The following is a 14407-nucleotide window of genomic DNA, read 5'->3' on the forward strand; positions in this document are numbered from 1 at the left end:
CCCGCGCGGCCTGACCGCGCGCGGCAAAACGGCGCAACGTCCCGCGAGGGGCGCTGCGCCGTTTTTTCATTGAGGCTCACAGGTGGCGCCGTGGCGCGCGCGGCAGCGCGACCGCGATTAGGCCGCGTGCACGATCAGGTCGCGGTAGCCGCCGACGATCACGCTGTACGAGAAGTACGCGAACAGCAGCGCCGACGCGACGTGGCACGCGCGCATCAGCCCGGCGCCCGCGCGCTTGCGGCCCTGGCTCGCGAGCGTGCACATGAAGAACGTCCACGCGAGGCCGCCGAGGAAGAAGCCCGACAGGAACACCGACGCGGTGGCCGGCGTGGTCGCACCGGCTTTCGCGATCAGTGCGCCGCCGACCGCCGCGAACCACAGGATCGCGCTCGGCGACGACATCGCGAGCAACATTCCGCGCAGAAAGCTGCGTCGTGCACTCGCGCGCGGCAGCGGTGCATCGTCCGCGTCGTCGTCGGCCGTCTTCGCGGGCGTCAGCGCTTCGCGCGCCATCTTCCACGTGAGGAACAGCAGCACCGCGCCGCCGCCGATCCACACGATCCAGCGCACGGGTTCGAACTGCAGCAGCACGGCCATCCCCGCGAGCGCGAGCGCCGCATAGATGAGATCGCCGACGCACGACCCGACGCCGAGCCAGAAGCCCGGCCTGAAGCCGTGCGACAGCGTGAGCGACAGCATCGCGACGTTCACGAGGCCGATGTCGAGACACAACGACAGCGACAGAAAGAATCCGTCGGACAGCATGGAGGCGGGCGGAAAGCTCATCTTCTGGGTGCGTGCGGCGATTGCGATGCGTGGGCCGGCGCGCGCCGGCCGCGTGGCGTCAGAGGCCGATCTCCTGCCACAGCCGGTCGACGCGCGCCTTCACGGCCGCATCCATCTCGATCGGGCGGCCCCATTCGCGGCTCGTTTCGCCGGGCCACTTGTTGGTCGCGTCGAGCCCCATCTTCGAGCCGAGCCCGGCCACCGGCGACGCGAAGTCGAGATAATCGATCGGCGTGCTGTCGACCATCACCGTGTCGCGCACGGGGTCGACGCGCGTCGTGATCGCCCAGATCACTTCCTTCCAGTCGCGGATGTTCACGTCCTCGTCGACGACCACGATGAACTTCGTATACATGAACTGCCGCAGGAAGCTCCATACGCCGAACATCACGCGCTTCGCATGGCCCGCGTAGCTCTTCTTCATCTGGACGATGGCCATCCGGTAGCTGCAGCCTTCCGGCGGCAGGTAGAAGTCGGTGATTTCCGTGAACTGCTTCTGCAGCAGCGGCACGAACACCTCGTTCAGCGCGACGCCGAGCACCGCGGGCTCGTCGGGCGGCTTGCCCGTGTAGGTCGAGTGGTAGATCGCGTCGCGGCGCATCGTGATGCGCTCGACGGTGAACACCGGAAACCACTCCTGCTCGTTGTAATAGCCAGTATGGTCGCCGTACGGCCCTTCGAGCGCGTGCTCGTATGCGGCCGCCGCGTGGCCGGCCGGGCGCGGCGGCGCGCCGGCCGGAGCGGGGCCGGGCGCGCCTTCCTGCGGATGAATGAAGCCTTCGAGCACGATCTCCGCGCGCGCGGGCACCTGCAGCGTGTCGACGCCGGGCGTCAGGCACTTCGCGAGTTCCGTGCGGCTGCCGCGCAGCAGGCCGGCGAACTGATACTCGGACAGCGAATCGGGCACGGGCGTCACCGCGCCGAGCGTGGTGGCCGGATCGGCGCCGAGCACGACCGCGACCGGATACGGCTTGCCCGGGTTCTGCAGCGCGAATTCGCGGAAGTCGAGCGCGCCGCCGCGATGCGCGAGCCAGCGCATGATCAGCTTGTTGCGGCCGATCAACTGCTGACGGTAGATGCCGAGGTTCTGGCGCGACTTGTTCGGCCCGCGCGTGACCGTCAGGCCCCACGTGACGAGCGGCCCCGCATCGCCGGGCCAGCAGGTCTGGATCGGCAGCTGGTTCAGGTCGACGTCGGCGCCTTCCCACACGATCTCCTGGCACGGCGGGGACGACACCGACTTCGGCGCCATGTCCCACACGGCCTTCGCGAGCGACAGCAGCTTGCCGGCGTCCTTCAGGCTCTTCGGCGGATCGGGTTCCTTCAGCGCGGACAGCAGGCGTCCGAGATCGCGCAGCGAGCCGAGCGCGGCATCGTCGCCCGCATCGACGCCCATCCCGAGCGCGACGCGGCGCGGCGTGCCGAACAGGTTGCCGAGCACCGGAAACGCATGGCCGGGCGGCGCGTTGAACAGCAGCGCGGGGCCGCCGGCGCGCAGCACGCGGTCGCACAGCTCGGTCATTTCGAGCACGGGCGACACGGGCTGCGTGACGCGCCGCAGTTCGCCGAGCGCCTCGAGGCGCTGAATGAAATCGCGTAAGTCTTTGTATTTCATGAAGAAGGTCCGGGCCACCCGCGTGAACGGGCAGCGATGGGCGGGGCCGCGGCCGGCTGCGACCCCGAATCGACCGACGATTTTACCCCGGGCAGCCGCGCGGCCGCCCCGGCCGAGAAAAACTCGATCGCGCGCAAACCCCTTACGGCACGGGGATTGCGTTCTGAAGAGGGGTTTTAAATTACTTTTTGTTATGAATGTGAGTTTTTATAGTGTTGACGATCTATAAAACCCTGCTAGAATCCGCTCACATTGGTTGCAGGGTAAAAGGCTTCGAGCCGCCAATCACCGATCTTTGACGCAGCGCGTCACCGTCCGCCGAATCCTGCACGGCGTCTTCGACGGCTTATGTCGTAGTCCCAGCCAGCGCCACGAGACGCTGGTTTTTTGCGTGGGTGCCACCGCGTATGCCCGCCTCGCCCAATGTGCGAAGGCGCCGGCCTTCTTACACCGTGGCCTCGAACGGTACTTATACCGTTTCCCCGATGCTTGCGCGTCCCAACCAAGGCGTGCGGCGTCGTGATTCCGCGGCGCGTTTTCTGTCTCGCCATCGAGCTGAGCGAGCCGCACGAGTCATGTTCATGGGAGATGATCTGAATGAACGCTTGGTTATCGTGGCGTCCCACTGAGCAGCATGCGCAAATCGTGCGCAACTTGCTGCGTCGCGGGACGCGTGTCAGTCACCATCTATTCAGCGTTGTCGGCTGTTTCGCTGTCGCGGTTGCGCTTGCACTGTGGCTGCTGCCAACCGTCCGCGGCACGCTCGCCGCGAAGCTGATGCCGGTCGTGTCCGCGGCCGTACAGGCCGGTCCGGCCCGTCTGCTGTCCGGCCATCCGCTGCCGAACTTCGCGCCTGCCGGCGCGCAGCCGCAGCAGGAAGACGCGCCCGAAGCCGATGCGCTTGCGGTCGGCCTCGATGTCGCACCGGAAACCGCCGCTCAGGGCGCTCAAGGCGCCCAGGGCGATGCGTCCGACGCGGCCCGCAACGGCCCGTCGCCCGTCGCACTGGCCAAGCTGATTCCGATTCAGCGCGTGGCGGCCGATGCCCGTGACGATCGCGCGCTCGCGTCGAACCGCGAACAGGCGCTCGTCGCCACCTATCTGTCGCGCCGTTACCGCGTCGCGCAGGAGCCGCTCGGCCAGCTCGTCAAGGCCGCGTTCCAGACCGGGCGCGACGTCGGCCTCGATCCGCTGCTGCTGCTGTCGGTGATGGCGATCGAATCGGGCTTCAACCCGTACGCCGAAAGCGGCGTCGGCGCGAAGGGGCTGATGCAGGTCATGTCGAAGGTTCATTCCGACAAGTTCGAGTATTTCGGTGGCACCGACACCGCGCTGCAACCGCTCGCGAACCTGCAGGTCGGTGCACTGGTGCTGAAGGACTGCATCGCGCGCGGCGGTTCGCTCGCGAGCGGCCTGCGCCTGTACAACGGCTCGACGAACCCCGACGACAATGGCTACGGCTCGAAGGTGATGGCCGAGCGCGGCCGCCTGCGCGACGTCGCGCGCGGCCGCAGCGTGCCGATCAATGCGCCGCAGGCGCCGGCGCAGCCCGCGAAGCCGATCGTTACCGCCGCTGCCGTGACAGCCGCGGCAGGCGGCGCGAAGCGCGTGCATGCGACGCTCGACGGCGCGCAGCCGCTGACCGCGAAGGCCGCTGCCGCGTCGAAGGGGCCGCCGCAGCAGGACGACGCGAGCGTCGACACCGTCAAGCAGGCCCACGGCGATCATTCGGAGCTTGGCGCGTAACGCCACGCGAGCAACCGCCGCGGACCGAAATGAAAAAGCACCCGAGCGGGTGCTTTTTTTGTGCGCGGCCGCCGTGGGTGGGCCGATGGCCGGCAGAAACCGGCGGCGCGTGGCCTCAGCGCTGTCCGAACAGCGTCGCGAGCCGGTCGACGGCCTCTTCGAGCCGCGAGTAGGCGGTCGCATAGGACAGGCGGATATAGTCGCGCGGCGCATGGACTCCGAAGTCCATCCCCGGCACCAGCACCACGCCCGCGTCGTGCAGCATCGCCTGCGTGAGCGCGGCGCTGTCGCCGGCCGCCGGGTGGGCGACGCCGCCGCAATGCGCATACACGTAGAACGCGCCGTCCGGCATCACCGGCACCGTAAAGCCGAGCCGTTCGAGCGCCGGTGCGATGAAATCGCGGCGGCGCTTGAACTCGAGCCGGCGTGTTTCGTAGATGTCGAGCGTTGCCGGCTCGAAGCAGGCGAGCGCCGCATGTTGCGCGAGCGCGGACGGGCAGATGAACAGATTCTGCGACAGCTTCTCGAACGTGCCGACGAGCGCCGGCGGCACGACGAGCCAGCCGAGCCGCCAGCCCGTCATGCTGAAATACTTCGAGAAGCTGTTCACGGTGATCACGTCGTCGCCGAACGACAGCGCCGACACGGGCGCGGCGTCGTAGCTGAGCCCCTGGTAAATCTCGTCGACGATCGTGAAGCCGCCGCGGGCGCGCACGGCTTCGACGATCCGCTTCAGCTCGTCCGGTTCGAGCGACGTGCCGGTCGGGTTCGACGGCGACGCGAGCAGCACGCCGCGCGTGCGATCGTTCCAGCGCGTGCGGACGTCGTTTTCGGTGAGCTGGAAGCGCGCGTCCGGGGCGCTCGGCACGAGCACCGGCCGACCTTCGGCCGCCGCGACGAAGTGCCGGTTGCACGGATACGACGGGTCGGGCATCAGCACTTCGTCGTCGCGACCGACCAGCGCGAGGCACGCGAGGAGCAGCGCGGCCGATGCGCCGGCCGTCACGACGATCCGCTCGGGGGCGATCGTGAGGCCGTACGCGTGCGCATAGTGCGCGGCGATCGCCTCGCGCAGCGGCGCGATGCCGAGCGCGCTCGTGTATTGCGTGACGCCGCGGCGCAGCGCGGCCGCGGCGGCCTCGACAACCGGCTCCGGCGCGGTGAAATCCGGCTCGCCGATGCCCATGTGGATAACATCGCGTCCCAAGGACTCGAGCCGCTGTGCCTCCTTCATCAGTTCCATCACGTAGAAGGGCTGGATCGCGTCGACGCGTGCGGCGAGCGTGACGAGCGAATCGGCGGTGGTATTCATCGGCAGGCAGGGCGGAGGGGGAAAAGAATGAAAAACGGGCGCTTGCGCGCCCGTGGACAAACAAACGGCATCAGCCGTTGCGACGCGCCTGCGTTTCGGCGGGGCGCAGCTTCGCGGCCAGCTTGTCGAGCACGCCGTTCACGTACTTGTAGCCGTCGGAGCCGCCGAACGTCTTCGCGAGTTCGACGGCTTCGTTGATGATCACGCGGTACGGCGTTTCGACATGGTGCGTGAGCTCGAACGTCGCGATCAGCAGCACCGCGCGTTCGACCGGCGACAGCTGATCGATCGGACGGTCCAGCGACGGCGCCAGCGCTTCGACGAGCGTCGCATGCTCGCGGATCACGCCGTGCAGGATCGCTTCGAGCAGCTCCTTGTCAGCCTTGTCGTAACCGAGCGCGCCGCGCAGTTGCGCGTCGATCTCGCCGGAGGGCGCGTTCGACAGCAGCCACTGGTACAGGCCCTGCGTCGCCAGCTCGCGCGATTGTCGGCGGGCGCTCTTCTTCATGCGCGCTCCTCTTCGTCGTCTTCGTCTTCCTCTTCGTCCTCGTCGTCGCCGAGTTGGTCGAGCGCCATCGTCAGGTTCGCCATTTCGACGGCGACGCGCGCGGCGTCACGACCCTTTTCGGTCATGCGCGCGACGGCCTGCTCGTCGTTTTCGGTCGTCAGGACCGCGTTCGCGATCGGCAGGTTGAAGTCGAGGCCGATGCGGGTGATGCCCGCGCCGCTCTCGTTCGACACGAGTTCGAAATGGTAGGTCTCGCCGCGGATCACCGCGCCGAGCGCGATCAGCGCGTCGAACTGGCCGCTTTCGGCGAGCTTCTGCAGCGCGAGCGGGATTTCCAGCGCGCCGGGCACCGACACGAGCAGCACGTCTTCACCGGTGACGCCGAGGCGTTCCAGTTCCTCGACGCACGCGTCGGCGAGGCCGTTGCACACGGGTTCGTTAAAGCGCGATTGCACGATGCCGATACGCAGGCCGTCGCCTTCGAGATTCGGTTGGTATTGTCCGATTTCCATGATCTGGTCCGTGGTGTGGATGAACGGTTATAGGGCGAAAGCGCCGTGGCGGGTTACGCGTGGGACGCCGGGCAGGACGTGGCTTCGCCGCCGGGCATCGGAATGAAGCCCGTGACTTCGAGGCCGTAGCCGGACATGCTGCCCAGCTTGCGCGGATTCGACAGCACCTGCATCTTGCCGACGCCGACATCGCGCAGGATCTGCGCGCCGATGCCGAACGTCTTGAAATCGACCGGCCGGCGCTTGAGCGCAGCCGCCTTTTCTTCCTCGTCGAACGCCTTGAAGACGTCGATCAGGTGTTCCTTCGTATCGCCGCAGTTGAGCAGCACGATCACGCCGAGGTCGCGTGCCGCGATCTCGCGCATCGCCGCGTCGAGCGTCCACGAATGGGTCGATACGCCCGTCTCGAGCAGATCGAGCACCGACAGCGGCTCGTGCACGCGCGCCGGCGTATCGACGTCGGGCGACGGCGTGCCGCGTACCAGCGCGATGTGCGGCGAGCCGCTCGGCTGGTCGCGGTACAGCACCGCGCGGAACGTGCCGTGCGCGGTCTGCATCGTGCGCTCGGCGATCCGCTCGATGATCGATTCGGTGCGGCTGCGATACTGGATCAGATCGGCGATCGTGCCGATCTTCAGGTTGTGTTCCTTCGCGAACTCGAGCAGGTCGGGCAGGCGCGCCATCGTGCCGTCGTCCTTGATTACCTCGCAGATCACCGCGGCGGGCGTCAGGCCCGCGAGCGCGGTGAAGTCGCAGCCGGCCTCGGTATGGCCGGCGCGCACGAGCACGCCGCCCGGCTGCGCCATGATCGGGAACACGTGGCCCGGCTGCACGATGTGCTCAGGGCGCACGTCGTGTGCGACCGCCGTGGCGATCGTGTGCGCCCGGTCGGCGGCCGAGATGCCGGTCGTCACGCCTTCGGCCGCTTCGATGCTGACCGTGAACGCGGTGCCGTACTGCGTGCCGTTGCGATAGGTCATCAGCGGCAGGTGAAGCTGCTTGCAGCGTTCCTGCGTCAACGTCAGACAAATCAGGCCGCGGCCGTACTTGGCCATGAAGTTGATCGCTTCCGGCGTGACGAATTCGGCGGCGATCACGAGGTCGCCCTCGTTTTCGCGGTCTTCTTCGTCGACCAGGATCACCATCCGGCCGGCTTTCAGCTCGGCGATGATGTCGAGCGTGGAGGCGAGCGTCATAAGGGGGCGAGAAAGAGGAAAGTGCGTATTTTACGCCAGCCGGACGGCGTTTCGGCTGGCGCGGGCCGCGCGCGGCGGGCAAGCGCTCCGGAAAACGGAGCGGCCGGCCTGCGCGGCAGGCCCGGCGGGCCGCCGCCGCGCGTGGCCGGCACGCGGGTGCGGACGGTTGCGGGCCGGGTCGACCCCGGCCTCGCGTCATGCGTGCTGGTCGCGCCCGCCGAGGTAGTCGAGCTTGCCGAGTTCGACGCCGCTGTGGCGCAGGATGTCGTACGCGGTCGTCACGTGGAAGAAGAAGTTGGGCAGCACGAAATGCAACAGGTACGACTGGCCGGTGAACTCGATCGGGCCCACGCGCATCTTCAGCACGATCTGGCGCGTCTCGCTGCCGTCGATCTGCGCGGCGTCGAAGCTTTTCAGGTAGTCGATCGTCTTCTGGATGCGCGCGTGCAGTTCGTCGAAGGTCTGCTCGACATCCGGGTAGCTCGGGATCTCGGCGCCGGCGAGCCGCGCGGCGCAGCCCTTGGCCGTGTCGGTCGCGATGTAGACCTGGCGGACGAGCGGCAGCATGTCAGGGTAGAGGCGTGCGCCGACGAATACCGACGGATCGATCTGCTTTTCGGCCGCATGGGCCTGCGCCTTGCCGAGGATGTGCTGCAGGTTGGTGAGGCCGCGGATCAGGACGGGCAGCGAAGCCTGGTACATCGAGATGGACATGGGGACGACTCCTGTGGGATGAGGCGCGGCCGCTACGCGGCGCGTCGTGCGTGGCGGCGTGGAAACCGCTGTCGACGCATCTTAGCGCGACGGCATGACCCGTGCGCGTCGATGGCCGTTCGGCCAGGTGCCGGCTGGCCGGACGGCCATCGAGCGGACGCGATCGCGCTGCTCTCGCTTCGGATGGCCGGCGACGGGGCGGCACCGCACGAAACAGAATGGGGGCAACGCCCGGGGGCGCCGCGGCGCGCCGAACAATGCCGGACCGAGCCGTCAGCCATCGTTCCCTATACAGGACAGAATGGAACTGCCCGATCAGTCCTGATGCACGCCCTGCGATGCCGACAGCATCCGCTCCACATACCGCGCGATCATGTCGACTTCGAGATTGACCTTGTCGTCGGCCTTCACGTGACGCAGCGTCGTGACCTCGACCGTATGCGGAATCAGGTTGATCGAGAATTCGCAGCCGTCCGCGCGATCGTCGACCGTATTTACGGTCAGGCTCACGCCGTTCACCGTGATCGAGCCCTTGTACGCGAGATAGCGGCCGAGTTCGCGCGGCGCGACGATCCGCAGTTCGTGCGACTCGCCGACCGGCGCGAAGCGCGTGACGGTGCCGAGGCCGTCCACATGGCCCGACACGATATGCCCGCCGAGGCGGTCGTGCGCGCGCAGCGCCTTCTCGAGGTTCACTTCGCCGGGCTGCGCGAGGCCGACCGTCCGGTTCAGGCTTTCGCGCGACACGTCGACGTCGAACGTGGCGGCGGTCTTTTCGATCACCGTCATGCACGCGCCCTGGATCGCGATGCTGTCGCCGAGCGCGACATCGGCCAGGTCGAGCCCGCCGGCCTGTACGGTCAGGCGCACGCCGGCATCGGTCGACGTGCCGAGCGGGGCGATCGTTTCGATGCGGCCGACGGCCGCGACAATTCCGGTAAACATCGTGACGATTCCGTTCAGTGAGCGGCGTCGGGCGGCGCGACACGCGCGAGGATCCGCAGGTCGTCGCCGATCCGCTCGATACCGTGGAACGACAGCCGCGTGCGCGCGTCGAGGCTGGCCGGCGCGGCGAGATCGAACATGCCGGCCGCGTCGGCGCCCAGCAGGCTCGGCGCGAGATACACCAGCAATTCGTCGACGCAGTGCTCGCGCAGCAGCGAACCGTTCAGCTTGTGGCCGGCCTCGACGTGCAACTCGTTGACGCCGCGCGCGGCGAGCGCCGCCAGCATCGCCGGCAGGTCGACCTTGCCGTGGGCATTCGCGAGCGGCACGATTTCCGCGCCGCGCGACTTCAGCACGTTCGCGCGTAGTTCGCCGGCGGCGTCGAGCCGGCCGCAGAAGATCAGCAACGGCGCGCCTTCGAGCAGCCGCGCGTCGAGCGGCAGGTCGAGACGGCTGTCCACGAGGATGCGTTGCGGCTGGCGCGGCGTGTCGACGCCGCGCACGGTCAGCAGCGGATTGTCCTCGCGCACGGTGCCGATGCCGGTGAGGATCGCGCAGGCGCGGGCGCGCCATGCGTGCCCGTCGAGGCGCGCGGCTTCACCGGTGATCCACTGGCTTTCGCCCGAGGGCAGCGCGGTGCGGCCGTCGAGCGACGCGGCGGCCTTCATCCGCACCCACGGGCGGCCGCGCGTCATCCGCGACACGAAGCCGATGTTCAGCTCGCCGGCCTCATGCGCGAGCAGCCCGCAGCGCACGTCGATGCCCGCGTCGCGCAGCATTCCGAGGCCGCGGCCCGACACCTGCGGGTTCGGATCTTCCATCGCCGCGACGACCTTGGCCACGCGCGCGTCGATCAGCGCGTTCGCGCACGGCGGCGTGCGGCCGAAATGGCTGCACGGTTCGAGCGTCACGTAGACGGTCGAGCCCGCGACGTCGTTGCCGCGCGCGCGAGCGTCCTTCAGCGCCTGCACTTCCGCGTGGTCCTGGCCGGCCGGCTGCGTGAAGCCTTCGCCGATCACGTCGCCGTCCTTGACGATCACGCAGCCGACGTGCGGATTCGGCGCGGTCGTGTACATGCCGCGCGCGGCGAGCGCGAGCGCGCGCTGCATGTGGGCGAAATCGGTGTCCGAGAACATGCGGGCGGCCCCGGGTCAGGCGGCGAGTGCCGCGAATGCGCGGCGCGCGGCCGCGAGCGTCGCGTCGATCACCGCGTCGTCGTGCGTGCTCGACACGAAGCCGGCTTCGTATGCGGACGGCGCGAAGTACACGCCCTCGTCGAGCATCAGGTGGAAGAAGCGGTTGAAGCGCTCGGTGTCGCTCTTCGTGACTTCCGCGAAGCTCGTCGGCACGCGCTCGGCGAAGTACAGGCCGAACATCGCGCCGACCGAATCGGCCGCGAACGGCACGCCGGCCGCGCGCGCTTCGGCCGCGAGGCCGTCGGCGAGGCGCTTCGTCTGCGCGGCGAGCGCGTCGTAGAAGCCCGGCGCCTGGATCAGTTGCAGCGTCTTCAGGCCCGCGGCGACGGCGATCGGGTTGCCCGACAGCGTGCCGGCCTGATACACGCCGCCGAGCGGCGCGAGGTGGGCCATGATGTCGCGGCGGCCGCCGAACGCGGCGGCCGGCATCCCGCCGCCGATCACCTTGCCGAGGCAGGTGAGGTCGGCCGCGATCCCGTAATACGCCTGCGCGCCGCCGAGCGCGACGCGGAACCCGCACATCACCTCGTCGAAGATCAGCACGGCGCCGTGCTTCGTGCACAGCGCGCGCAGCGCGTTCAGGAATTCGGGCGTGCCGCGCACGAGGTTCATGTTGCCGGCGACCGGCTCGACGATCACCGCGGCGATCTCGTCGCCGAACGCGCCGAACGCTTCTTCCAGCGCGGCGACGTTGTTGTATTCGAGGACGGTCGTGTGCTTCGCGATGTCGGCGGGCACGCCGGCCGACGTCGGGTTGCCGAACGTCAGCAGGCCCGAGCCGGCCTTGACCAGCAGGCTGTCCGCGTGGCCGTGGTAGCAGCCCTCGAACTTCACGATGCGGCTGCGGCCCGTGAAGCCGCGCGCGAGACGCAGCGCGCTCATCGTGGCCTCGGTGCCGCTCGACACCATCCGCACCTGTTCGATCGACGGCACGAGCTTGCAGATTTCCTCGGCGATCTCGATCTCGGCTTCGGTCGGCGCGCCGAACGAGAAGCCGTCGGCGAGCACGTTCTGCACGGCCGACAGCACGTCCGGATGGACGTGGCCGACGATCATCGGGCCCCACGAGCCGATGTAGTCGATGTACTGCTTGCCGTCGGCATCCCAGAAATACGGGCCTTGCGCGCACGCGACGAAACGCGGCGTGCCGCCGACCGAGCGGAACGCACGCACCGGCGAGTTGACGCCGCCGGGAATGGTCTTCTGGGCGCGTTCGAAGAGGATCTGATTGTTGGACATGAGCGAAACCTGCGAGAGAAGGGCGCGGGGGCCTGTGCACGGGCCGCGGCGCCTGGCGGAACGATCGTCTGATTGTACCGGAGACGCGCACGGCAGGCCCGCCAGCGCTTGTGCGGCCTTTCGGCGCGTTGGGGAATCGACCGGGCGGAAAGGCGGCCCCGATTCGACCCGGTTTACGCTGATCGCGGCCGCTTGCGCTTGCCGGTCAGCTCGGCCCAGCGCTTTTCGAGCGGGCCCTCGACCATCGGCTTGATCGACGTGCCGGAACTCTGCGCGTCCCACGTCTGCACCGAGTACGGATGCACGCGCAGCGCGTCGCGCGCGATCACGACGTCCTGATGCGCGTCGACGAGCCAGTCGTACACGAAGTCGATGCACAGCCGGTAGCCGCGCTTGGTCGACGGATCGGGCACCTCGTACGGCGCGCGCGTCACGTAGCCGGAGCCGAACACGCCCTTCGTTTCCTTCGCGACGCGGTGCAGGAACACGCGGTCGCCCGGCAGGATGCCGCGCGCGAAGCCGCAGCCCCACACGTCATGCACGGCCTCGCCGGCCTTCACGCGCGCGGCGACGTCGGGCAGTTCGGGCCATGGCCATTTCTTGGGGCTCCAGATCAGCAGGAAAGCGGTCATCGGTCGGTCGTACGTCGAATAGGTCAGACGAGAGGGGCGGGCAGCAGCAAGCTTAATCGAATCCGCCCGCGGGCTCGTTCGGCGCGCGACGCGCATGGGCGTGTCCCCGGCCGCCGCCGCGTGCGGGCTGAGGCACGCAAAAAAGTTGCGCGTACAATCATGAGCCTGAACGCGCCGCTTGCGGCGCGGCCTGCCGTCTTTACCGCCACGCGCGCCCCGATGCGTGCGGGCACCCATTCCGGATACCCATGTCTCACGTCGTCCGGCGCCGGCCCGATGCCCGGCTGATCCTGTTGCTCGGCGCGCTCGCGGCCTGCGGGCCGATCGCCACCGACATGTACCTGCCGAGCTTGCCGTCGATTGCCGACGGCTTTTCCGTGAGCCCCGGCGCCGCGCAGCGCACGCTGACGAGCTTCATGGCCGGCTTCTCGATCGGCATGCTGCTGTACGGCCCGCTGTCCGACACGTGGGGCCGCCGCCCGGTGCTGCTTGGCGGGATCGCGCTGTTCACGCTCGCGAGCATCGGCTGCTTCGTGTCGGGTTCGATCGACATGCTGATCGTCGTGCGTTTCCTGCAGGCGCTCGGCGCCGGCGCCGCGTCGGTGCTCGCGCGGGCGATCGCGCGCGACGCGCACGAACCGAGCGACGCGGCGAAGGTGCTGTCGATGGTCGCGATCGTCACCGCGGTCGGGCCGCTGCTCGCGCCGCTGATCGGCGGCCAGATCCTGCGTTTCTCCGGCTGGCGCGGCGTGTTCGTCGTGCTGGCCGTGTTCGGCGCGATCTGCGCGACGACCGCGTATCTGCGCGTGCCCGAAACCTGGCCGAAGGAGCGGCGCAAGAGCGCGGCCGTGCTCGCGTCGTTCGCATCGTACGGGCGCATCCTGTCCGATCCCGTCGCATGGGGGCACATGCTGTGCGGCGGGATGGCGTTCGCGTCGATGTTCTCGTACATCACCGCGACGCCGTTCGTGTACATCGAGTATTTCCACGTGTCGCCGCAGCACTACGGGCTGCTGTTCGGGCTGAACGTCGTCGGGATCATGATCGGCAACTTCGCGAACACGCGGCTCGTCGGCCGCATCGGGTCGCTGCGCATCATCGCGGCCGCGTCGCTCGTGAGCTGCATCGCGTCGCTTGCGGTCGCGTTCGTCGCGCTGACGGGGTGGGGCGGGCTGTGGTCGATCGTCGTGTGCCTGTTCTTCGTCGTCGGCGTGGTCGGGATCCTGTCCGCGAACTGCACGACCGACCTGATGCACCGCTATCCGCACAACGCGGGCGCGTCGGCGGCCGTGTTCGGCGCGATGCAGCTCGCGCTTGGCGCACTCGCGAGTGTCGCGATCGGCGCACTCGCGGACGGCACGCCGTTCGCGATGGGCGTGACGATCGGCGTCACCGGCGTGCTGTGCTTCGTCGGGCGCTATCTGGTGCTGCGCTGGCATGGACGGCCCGTGCCGACCGGGGCTTAAGCAGCGCGGCGGAACTGGCGGAGGAGGGCGGTCGACGGGTTTGAACTTCCCACCTCTGCATCACTTTGAACGGTCTGACGAGCGATTGTCGAGTCGATAGCTGCGCTTCGGGTTGATCACGAATCGCCTGACTTCAGTCTCGAGTTCCTGGCCGTGATACAGATCTAGGCATTTTAAAAAATCAAATCTCACGCCCTTGATTTCGGACTCGACGACCGGATTGCGATAGTCGCGTGCAAGAAAAAGATTGACCAGTGATTTGCTCGCGTCGGGGTTCCGCTCCAGATCGAAGTCGGTCCAGTCCATCAGCGCACTGGCACTGCTTCCCGCGTCCATCGCAGCGGTCGGTTCATTCCGATAAGCGGTCGCGATGCATTCGGCGAACACCATGTCCTTGTAGTTCTGCGCGTAGGTTCGGGCGCCGGCTTGCGGCGACGACGTATCCGCGGCGTGGCTGGGTTGTGCCGCGAACATCAGCGCCCAGAACATCACACACCGGAGCAGCGGATTTTGTCTGATGGCAGACTCCAGAGGTATGCA

Annotated in this window: 14 protein-coding genes; 2 read left to right on the forward strand and 12 right to left on the reverse strand. The window is 68.2% G+C overall.

Annotated features, from left to right (window positions below; all coding sequences use genetic code 11):
- Positions 1 to 117: 117 nt before the first annotated feature.
- Positions 118 to 786, reverse strand: a complete 669-nt coding sequence (locus tag AC3IFE_RS27045) for a LysE family transporter (RefSeq protein ID WP_489193156.1) — start codon at positions 784 to 786, stop codon at positions 118 to 120.
- Positions 787 to 844: 58 nt separating this feature from the next.
- Positions 845 to 2401, reverse strand: coding sequence for a UbiD family decarboxylase (locus AC3IFE_RS27050; protein WP_089466857.1), 1557 nt, complete (start codon positions 2399 to 2401; stop codon positions 845 to 847).
- A 597-nt stretch (positions 2402 to 2998) separates the two neighbouring features.
- On the opposite strand from AC3IFE_RS27050, the gene AC3IFE_RS27055 reads away from it, so the two are divergent.
- Entirely contained in the window at positions 2999 to 4147 is a 1149-nt protein-coding gene (locus AC3IFE_RS27055; protein ID WP_489193158.1) for a transglycosylase SLT domain-containing protein, read from the forward strand.
- 115 nt (positions 4148 to 4262) lie between these two features.
- Here the strand turns inward: AC3IFE_RS27055 and AC3IFE_RS27060 are convergent, their stop codons facing one another.
- The 9 genes from AC3IFE_RS27060 to AC3IFE_RS27100 all read right to left on the reverse strand — a co-directional run bounded on the left by AC3IFE_RS27060 (position 4263) and on the right by AC3IFE_RS27100 (position 12401).
- The gene (locus AC3IFE_RS27060) at positions 4263 to 5459 is read right to left on the reverse strand and encodes a pyridoxal phosphate-dependent aminotransferase (RefSeq protein ID WP_489193160.1); all 1197 of its coding nucleotides are present in this window, start codon (positions 5457 to 5459) and stop codon (positions 4263 to 4265) included.
- A gap of 70 nt (positions 5460 to 5529) precedes the next feature.
- Complete coding sequence (gene nusB / locus AC3IFE_RS27065; RefSeq protein ID WP_006476662.1) at positions 5530 to 5967, reverse strand: transcription antitermination factor NusB; 438 nt, start codon at positions 5965 to 5967, stop codon at positions 5530 to 5532.
- Positions 5964 to 6479 carry a 6,7-dimethyl-8-ribityllumazine synthase gene (ribH, locus tag AC3IFE_RS27070; RefSeq protein ID WP_006476661.1) on the reverse strand — a complete coding sequence of 172 codons (516 nt, stop codon included), beginning with the start codon at positions 6477 to 6479 and terminating at the stop codon, positions 5964 to 5966. The genes nusB and ribH overlap by 4 nt, the downstream gene beginning before the upstream one ends.
- Before the next feature lie 53 nt (positions 6480 to 6532).
- Positions 6533 to 7675: a bifunctional 3,4-dihydroxy-2-butanone-4-phosphate synthase/GTP cyclohydrolase II gene (gene ribBA / locus AC3IFE_RS27075; protein ID WP_089466860.1), complete on the reverse strand. Its 1143-nt coding sequence runs from the start codon at positions 7673 to 7675 to the stop codon at positions 6533 to 6535.
- A gap of 195 nt (positions 7676 to 7870) precedes the next feature.
- Complete coding sequence (locus AC3IFE_RS27080; RefSeq protein WP_089466861.1) at positions 7871 to 8389, reverse strand: DUF1993 domain-containing protein; 519 nt, start codon at positions 8387 to 8389, stop codon at positions 7871 to 7873.
- Positions 8390 to 8704: 315 nt separating this feature from the next.
- Positions 8705 to 9334 (reverse strand): riboflavin synthase, encoded by a 630-nt coding sequence (locus AC3IFE_RS27085; protein WP_489193163.1) that lies wholly within the window; start codon positions 9332 to 9334, stop codon positions 8705 to 8707.
- Positions 9335 to 9348: 14 nt separating this feature from the next.
- The gene (gene ribD, locus AC3IFE_RS27090; protein WP_489193165.1) at positions 9349 to 10470 is read right to left on the reverse strand and encodes a bifunctional diaminohydroxyphosphoribosylaminopyrimidine deaminase/5-amino-6-(5-phosphoribosylamino)uracil reductase RibD; all 1122 of its coding nucleotides are present in this window, start codon (positions 10468 to 10470) and stop codon (positions 9349 to 9351) included.
- A 15-nt stretch (positions 10471 to 10485) separates the two neighbouring features.
- Positions 10486 to 11769: a glutamate-1-semialdehyde 2,1-aminomutase gene (hemL, locus tag AC3IFE_RS27095; protein WP_489193167.1), complete on the reverse strand. Its 1284-nt coding sequence runs from the start codon at positions 11767 to 11769 to the stop codon at positions 10486 to 10488.
- 173 nt (positions 11770 to 11942) lie between these two features.
- Complete coding sequence (locus AC3IFE_RS27100; protein WP_489193169.1) at positions 11943 to 12401, reverse strand: hypothetical protein; 459 nt, start codon at positions 12399 to 12401, stop codon at positions 11943 to 11945.
- Between the two features lie 248 nt (positions 12402 to 12649).
- Here AC3IFE_RS27100 and AC3IFE_RS27105 point away from each other — a divergent pair, with 248 nt between their 5' ends.
- Positions 12650 to 13867: a Bcr/CflA family multidrug efflux MFS transporter gene (locus AC3IFE_RS27105; RefSeq protein ID WP_489193171.1), complete on the forward strand. Its 1218-nt coding sequence runs from the start codon at positions 12650 to 12652 to the stop codon at positions 13865 to 13867.
- Between the two features lie 60 nt (positions 13868 to 13927).
- Here AC3IFE_RS27105 and AC3IFE_RS27110 read toward each other — a convergent pair whose 3' ends face one another.
- Positions 13928 to 14356, reverse strand: a complete 429-nt coding sequence (locus AC3IFE_RS27110) for a type VI secretion system amidase immunity protein Tai4 (RefSeq protein ID WP_489193173.1) — start codon at positions 14354 to 14356, stop codon at positions 13928 to 13930.
- Positions 14357 to 14407: the final 51 nt, after the last annotated feature.

This window comes from Burkholderia sp. APQ4-4ca, assembly GCF_057837105.1.

What these genes read in the sequence shown, in the direction of transcription:
- AC3IFE_RS27045 (WP_489193156.1), bottom strand. Translation starts at nt 786, where the DNA reads ATGAGCTTTCCGCCCGCCTCCATGCTGTCCGACGGATTCTTTCTGTCG.
- AC3IFE_RS27050 (WP_089466857.1), bottom strand. Translation starts at nt 2,401, where the DNA reads ATGAAATACAAAGACTTACGCGATTTCATTCAGCGCCTCGAGGCGCTC.
- AC3IFE_RS27055 (WP_489193158.1), top strand. Translation starts at nt 2,999, where the DNA reads ATGAACGCTTGGTTATCGTGGCGTCCCACTGAGCAGCATGCGCAAATC.
- AC3IFE_RS27060 (WP_489193160.1), bottom strand. Translation starts at nt 5,459, where the DNA reads ATGAATACCACCGCCGATTCGCTCGTCACGCTCGCCGCACGCGTCGAC.
- nusB (WP_006476662.1), bottom strand. Translation starts at nt 5,967, where the DNA reads ATGAAGAAGAGCGCCCGCCGACAATCGCGCGAGCTGGCGACGCAGGGC.
- ribH (WP_006476661.1), bottom strand. Translation starts at nt 6,479, where the DNA reads ATGGAAATCGGACAATACCAACCGAATCTCGAAGGCGACGGCCTGCGT.
- ribBA (WP_089466860.1), bottom strand. Translation starts at nt 7,675, where the DNA reads ATGACGCTCGCCTCCACGCTCGACATCATCGCCGAGCTGAAAGCCGGC.
- AC3IFE_RS27080 (WP_089466861.1), bottom strand. Translation starts at nt 8,389, where the DNA reads ATGTCCATCTCGATGTACCAGGCTTCGCTGCCCGTCCTGATCCGCGGC.
- AC3IFE_RS27085 (WP_489193163.1), bottom strand. Translation starts at nt 9,334, where the DNA reads ATGTTTACCGGAATTGTCGCGGCCGTCGGCCGCATCGAAACGATCGCC.
- ribD (WP_489193165.1), bottom strand. Translation starts at nt 10,470, where the DNA reads ATGTTCTCGGACACCGATTTCGCCCACATGCAGCGCGCGCTCGCGCTC.
- hemL (WP_489193167.1), bottom strand. Translation starts at nt 11,769, where the DNA reads ATGTCCAACAATCAGATCCTCTTCGAACGCGCCCAGAAGACCATTCCC.
- AC3IFE_RS27100 (WP_489193169.1), bottom strand. Translation starts at nt 12,401, where the DNA reads ATGACCGCTTTCCTGCTGATCTGGAGCCCCAAGAAATGGCCATGGCCC.
- AC3IFE_RS27105 (WP_489193171.1), top strand. Translation starts at nt 12,650, where the DNA reads ATGTCTCACGTCGTCCGGCGCCGGCCCGATGCCCGGCTGATCCTGTTG.
- AC3IFE_RS27110 (WP_489193173.1), bottom strand. Translation starts at nt 14,356, where the DNA reads ATGTTCTGGGCGCTGATGTTCGCGGCACAACCCAGCCACGCCGCGGAT.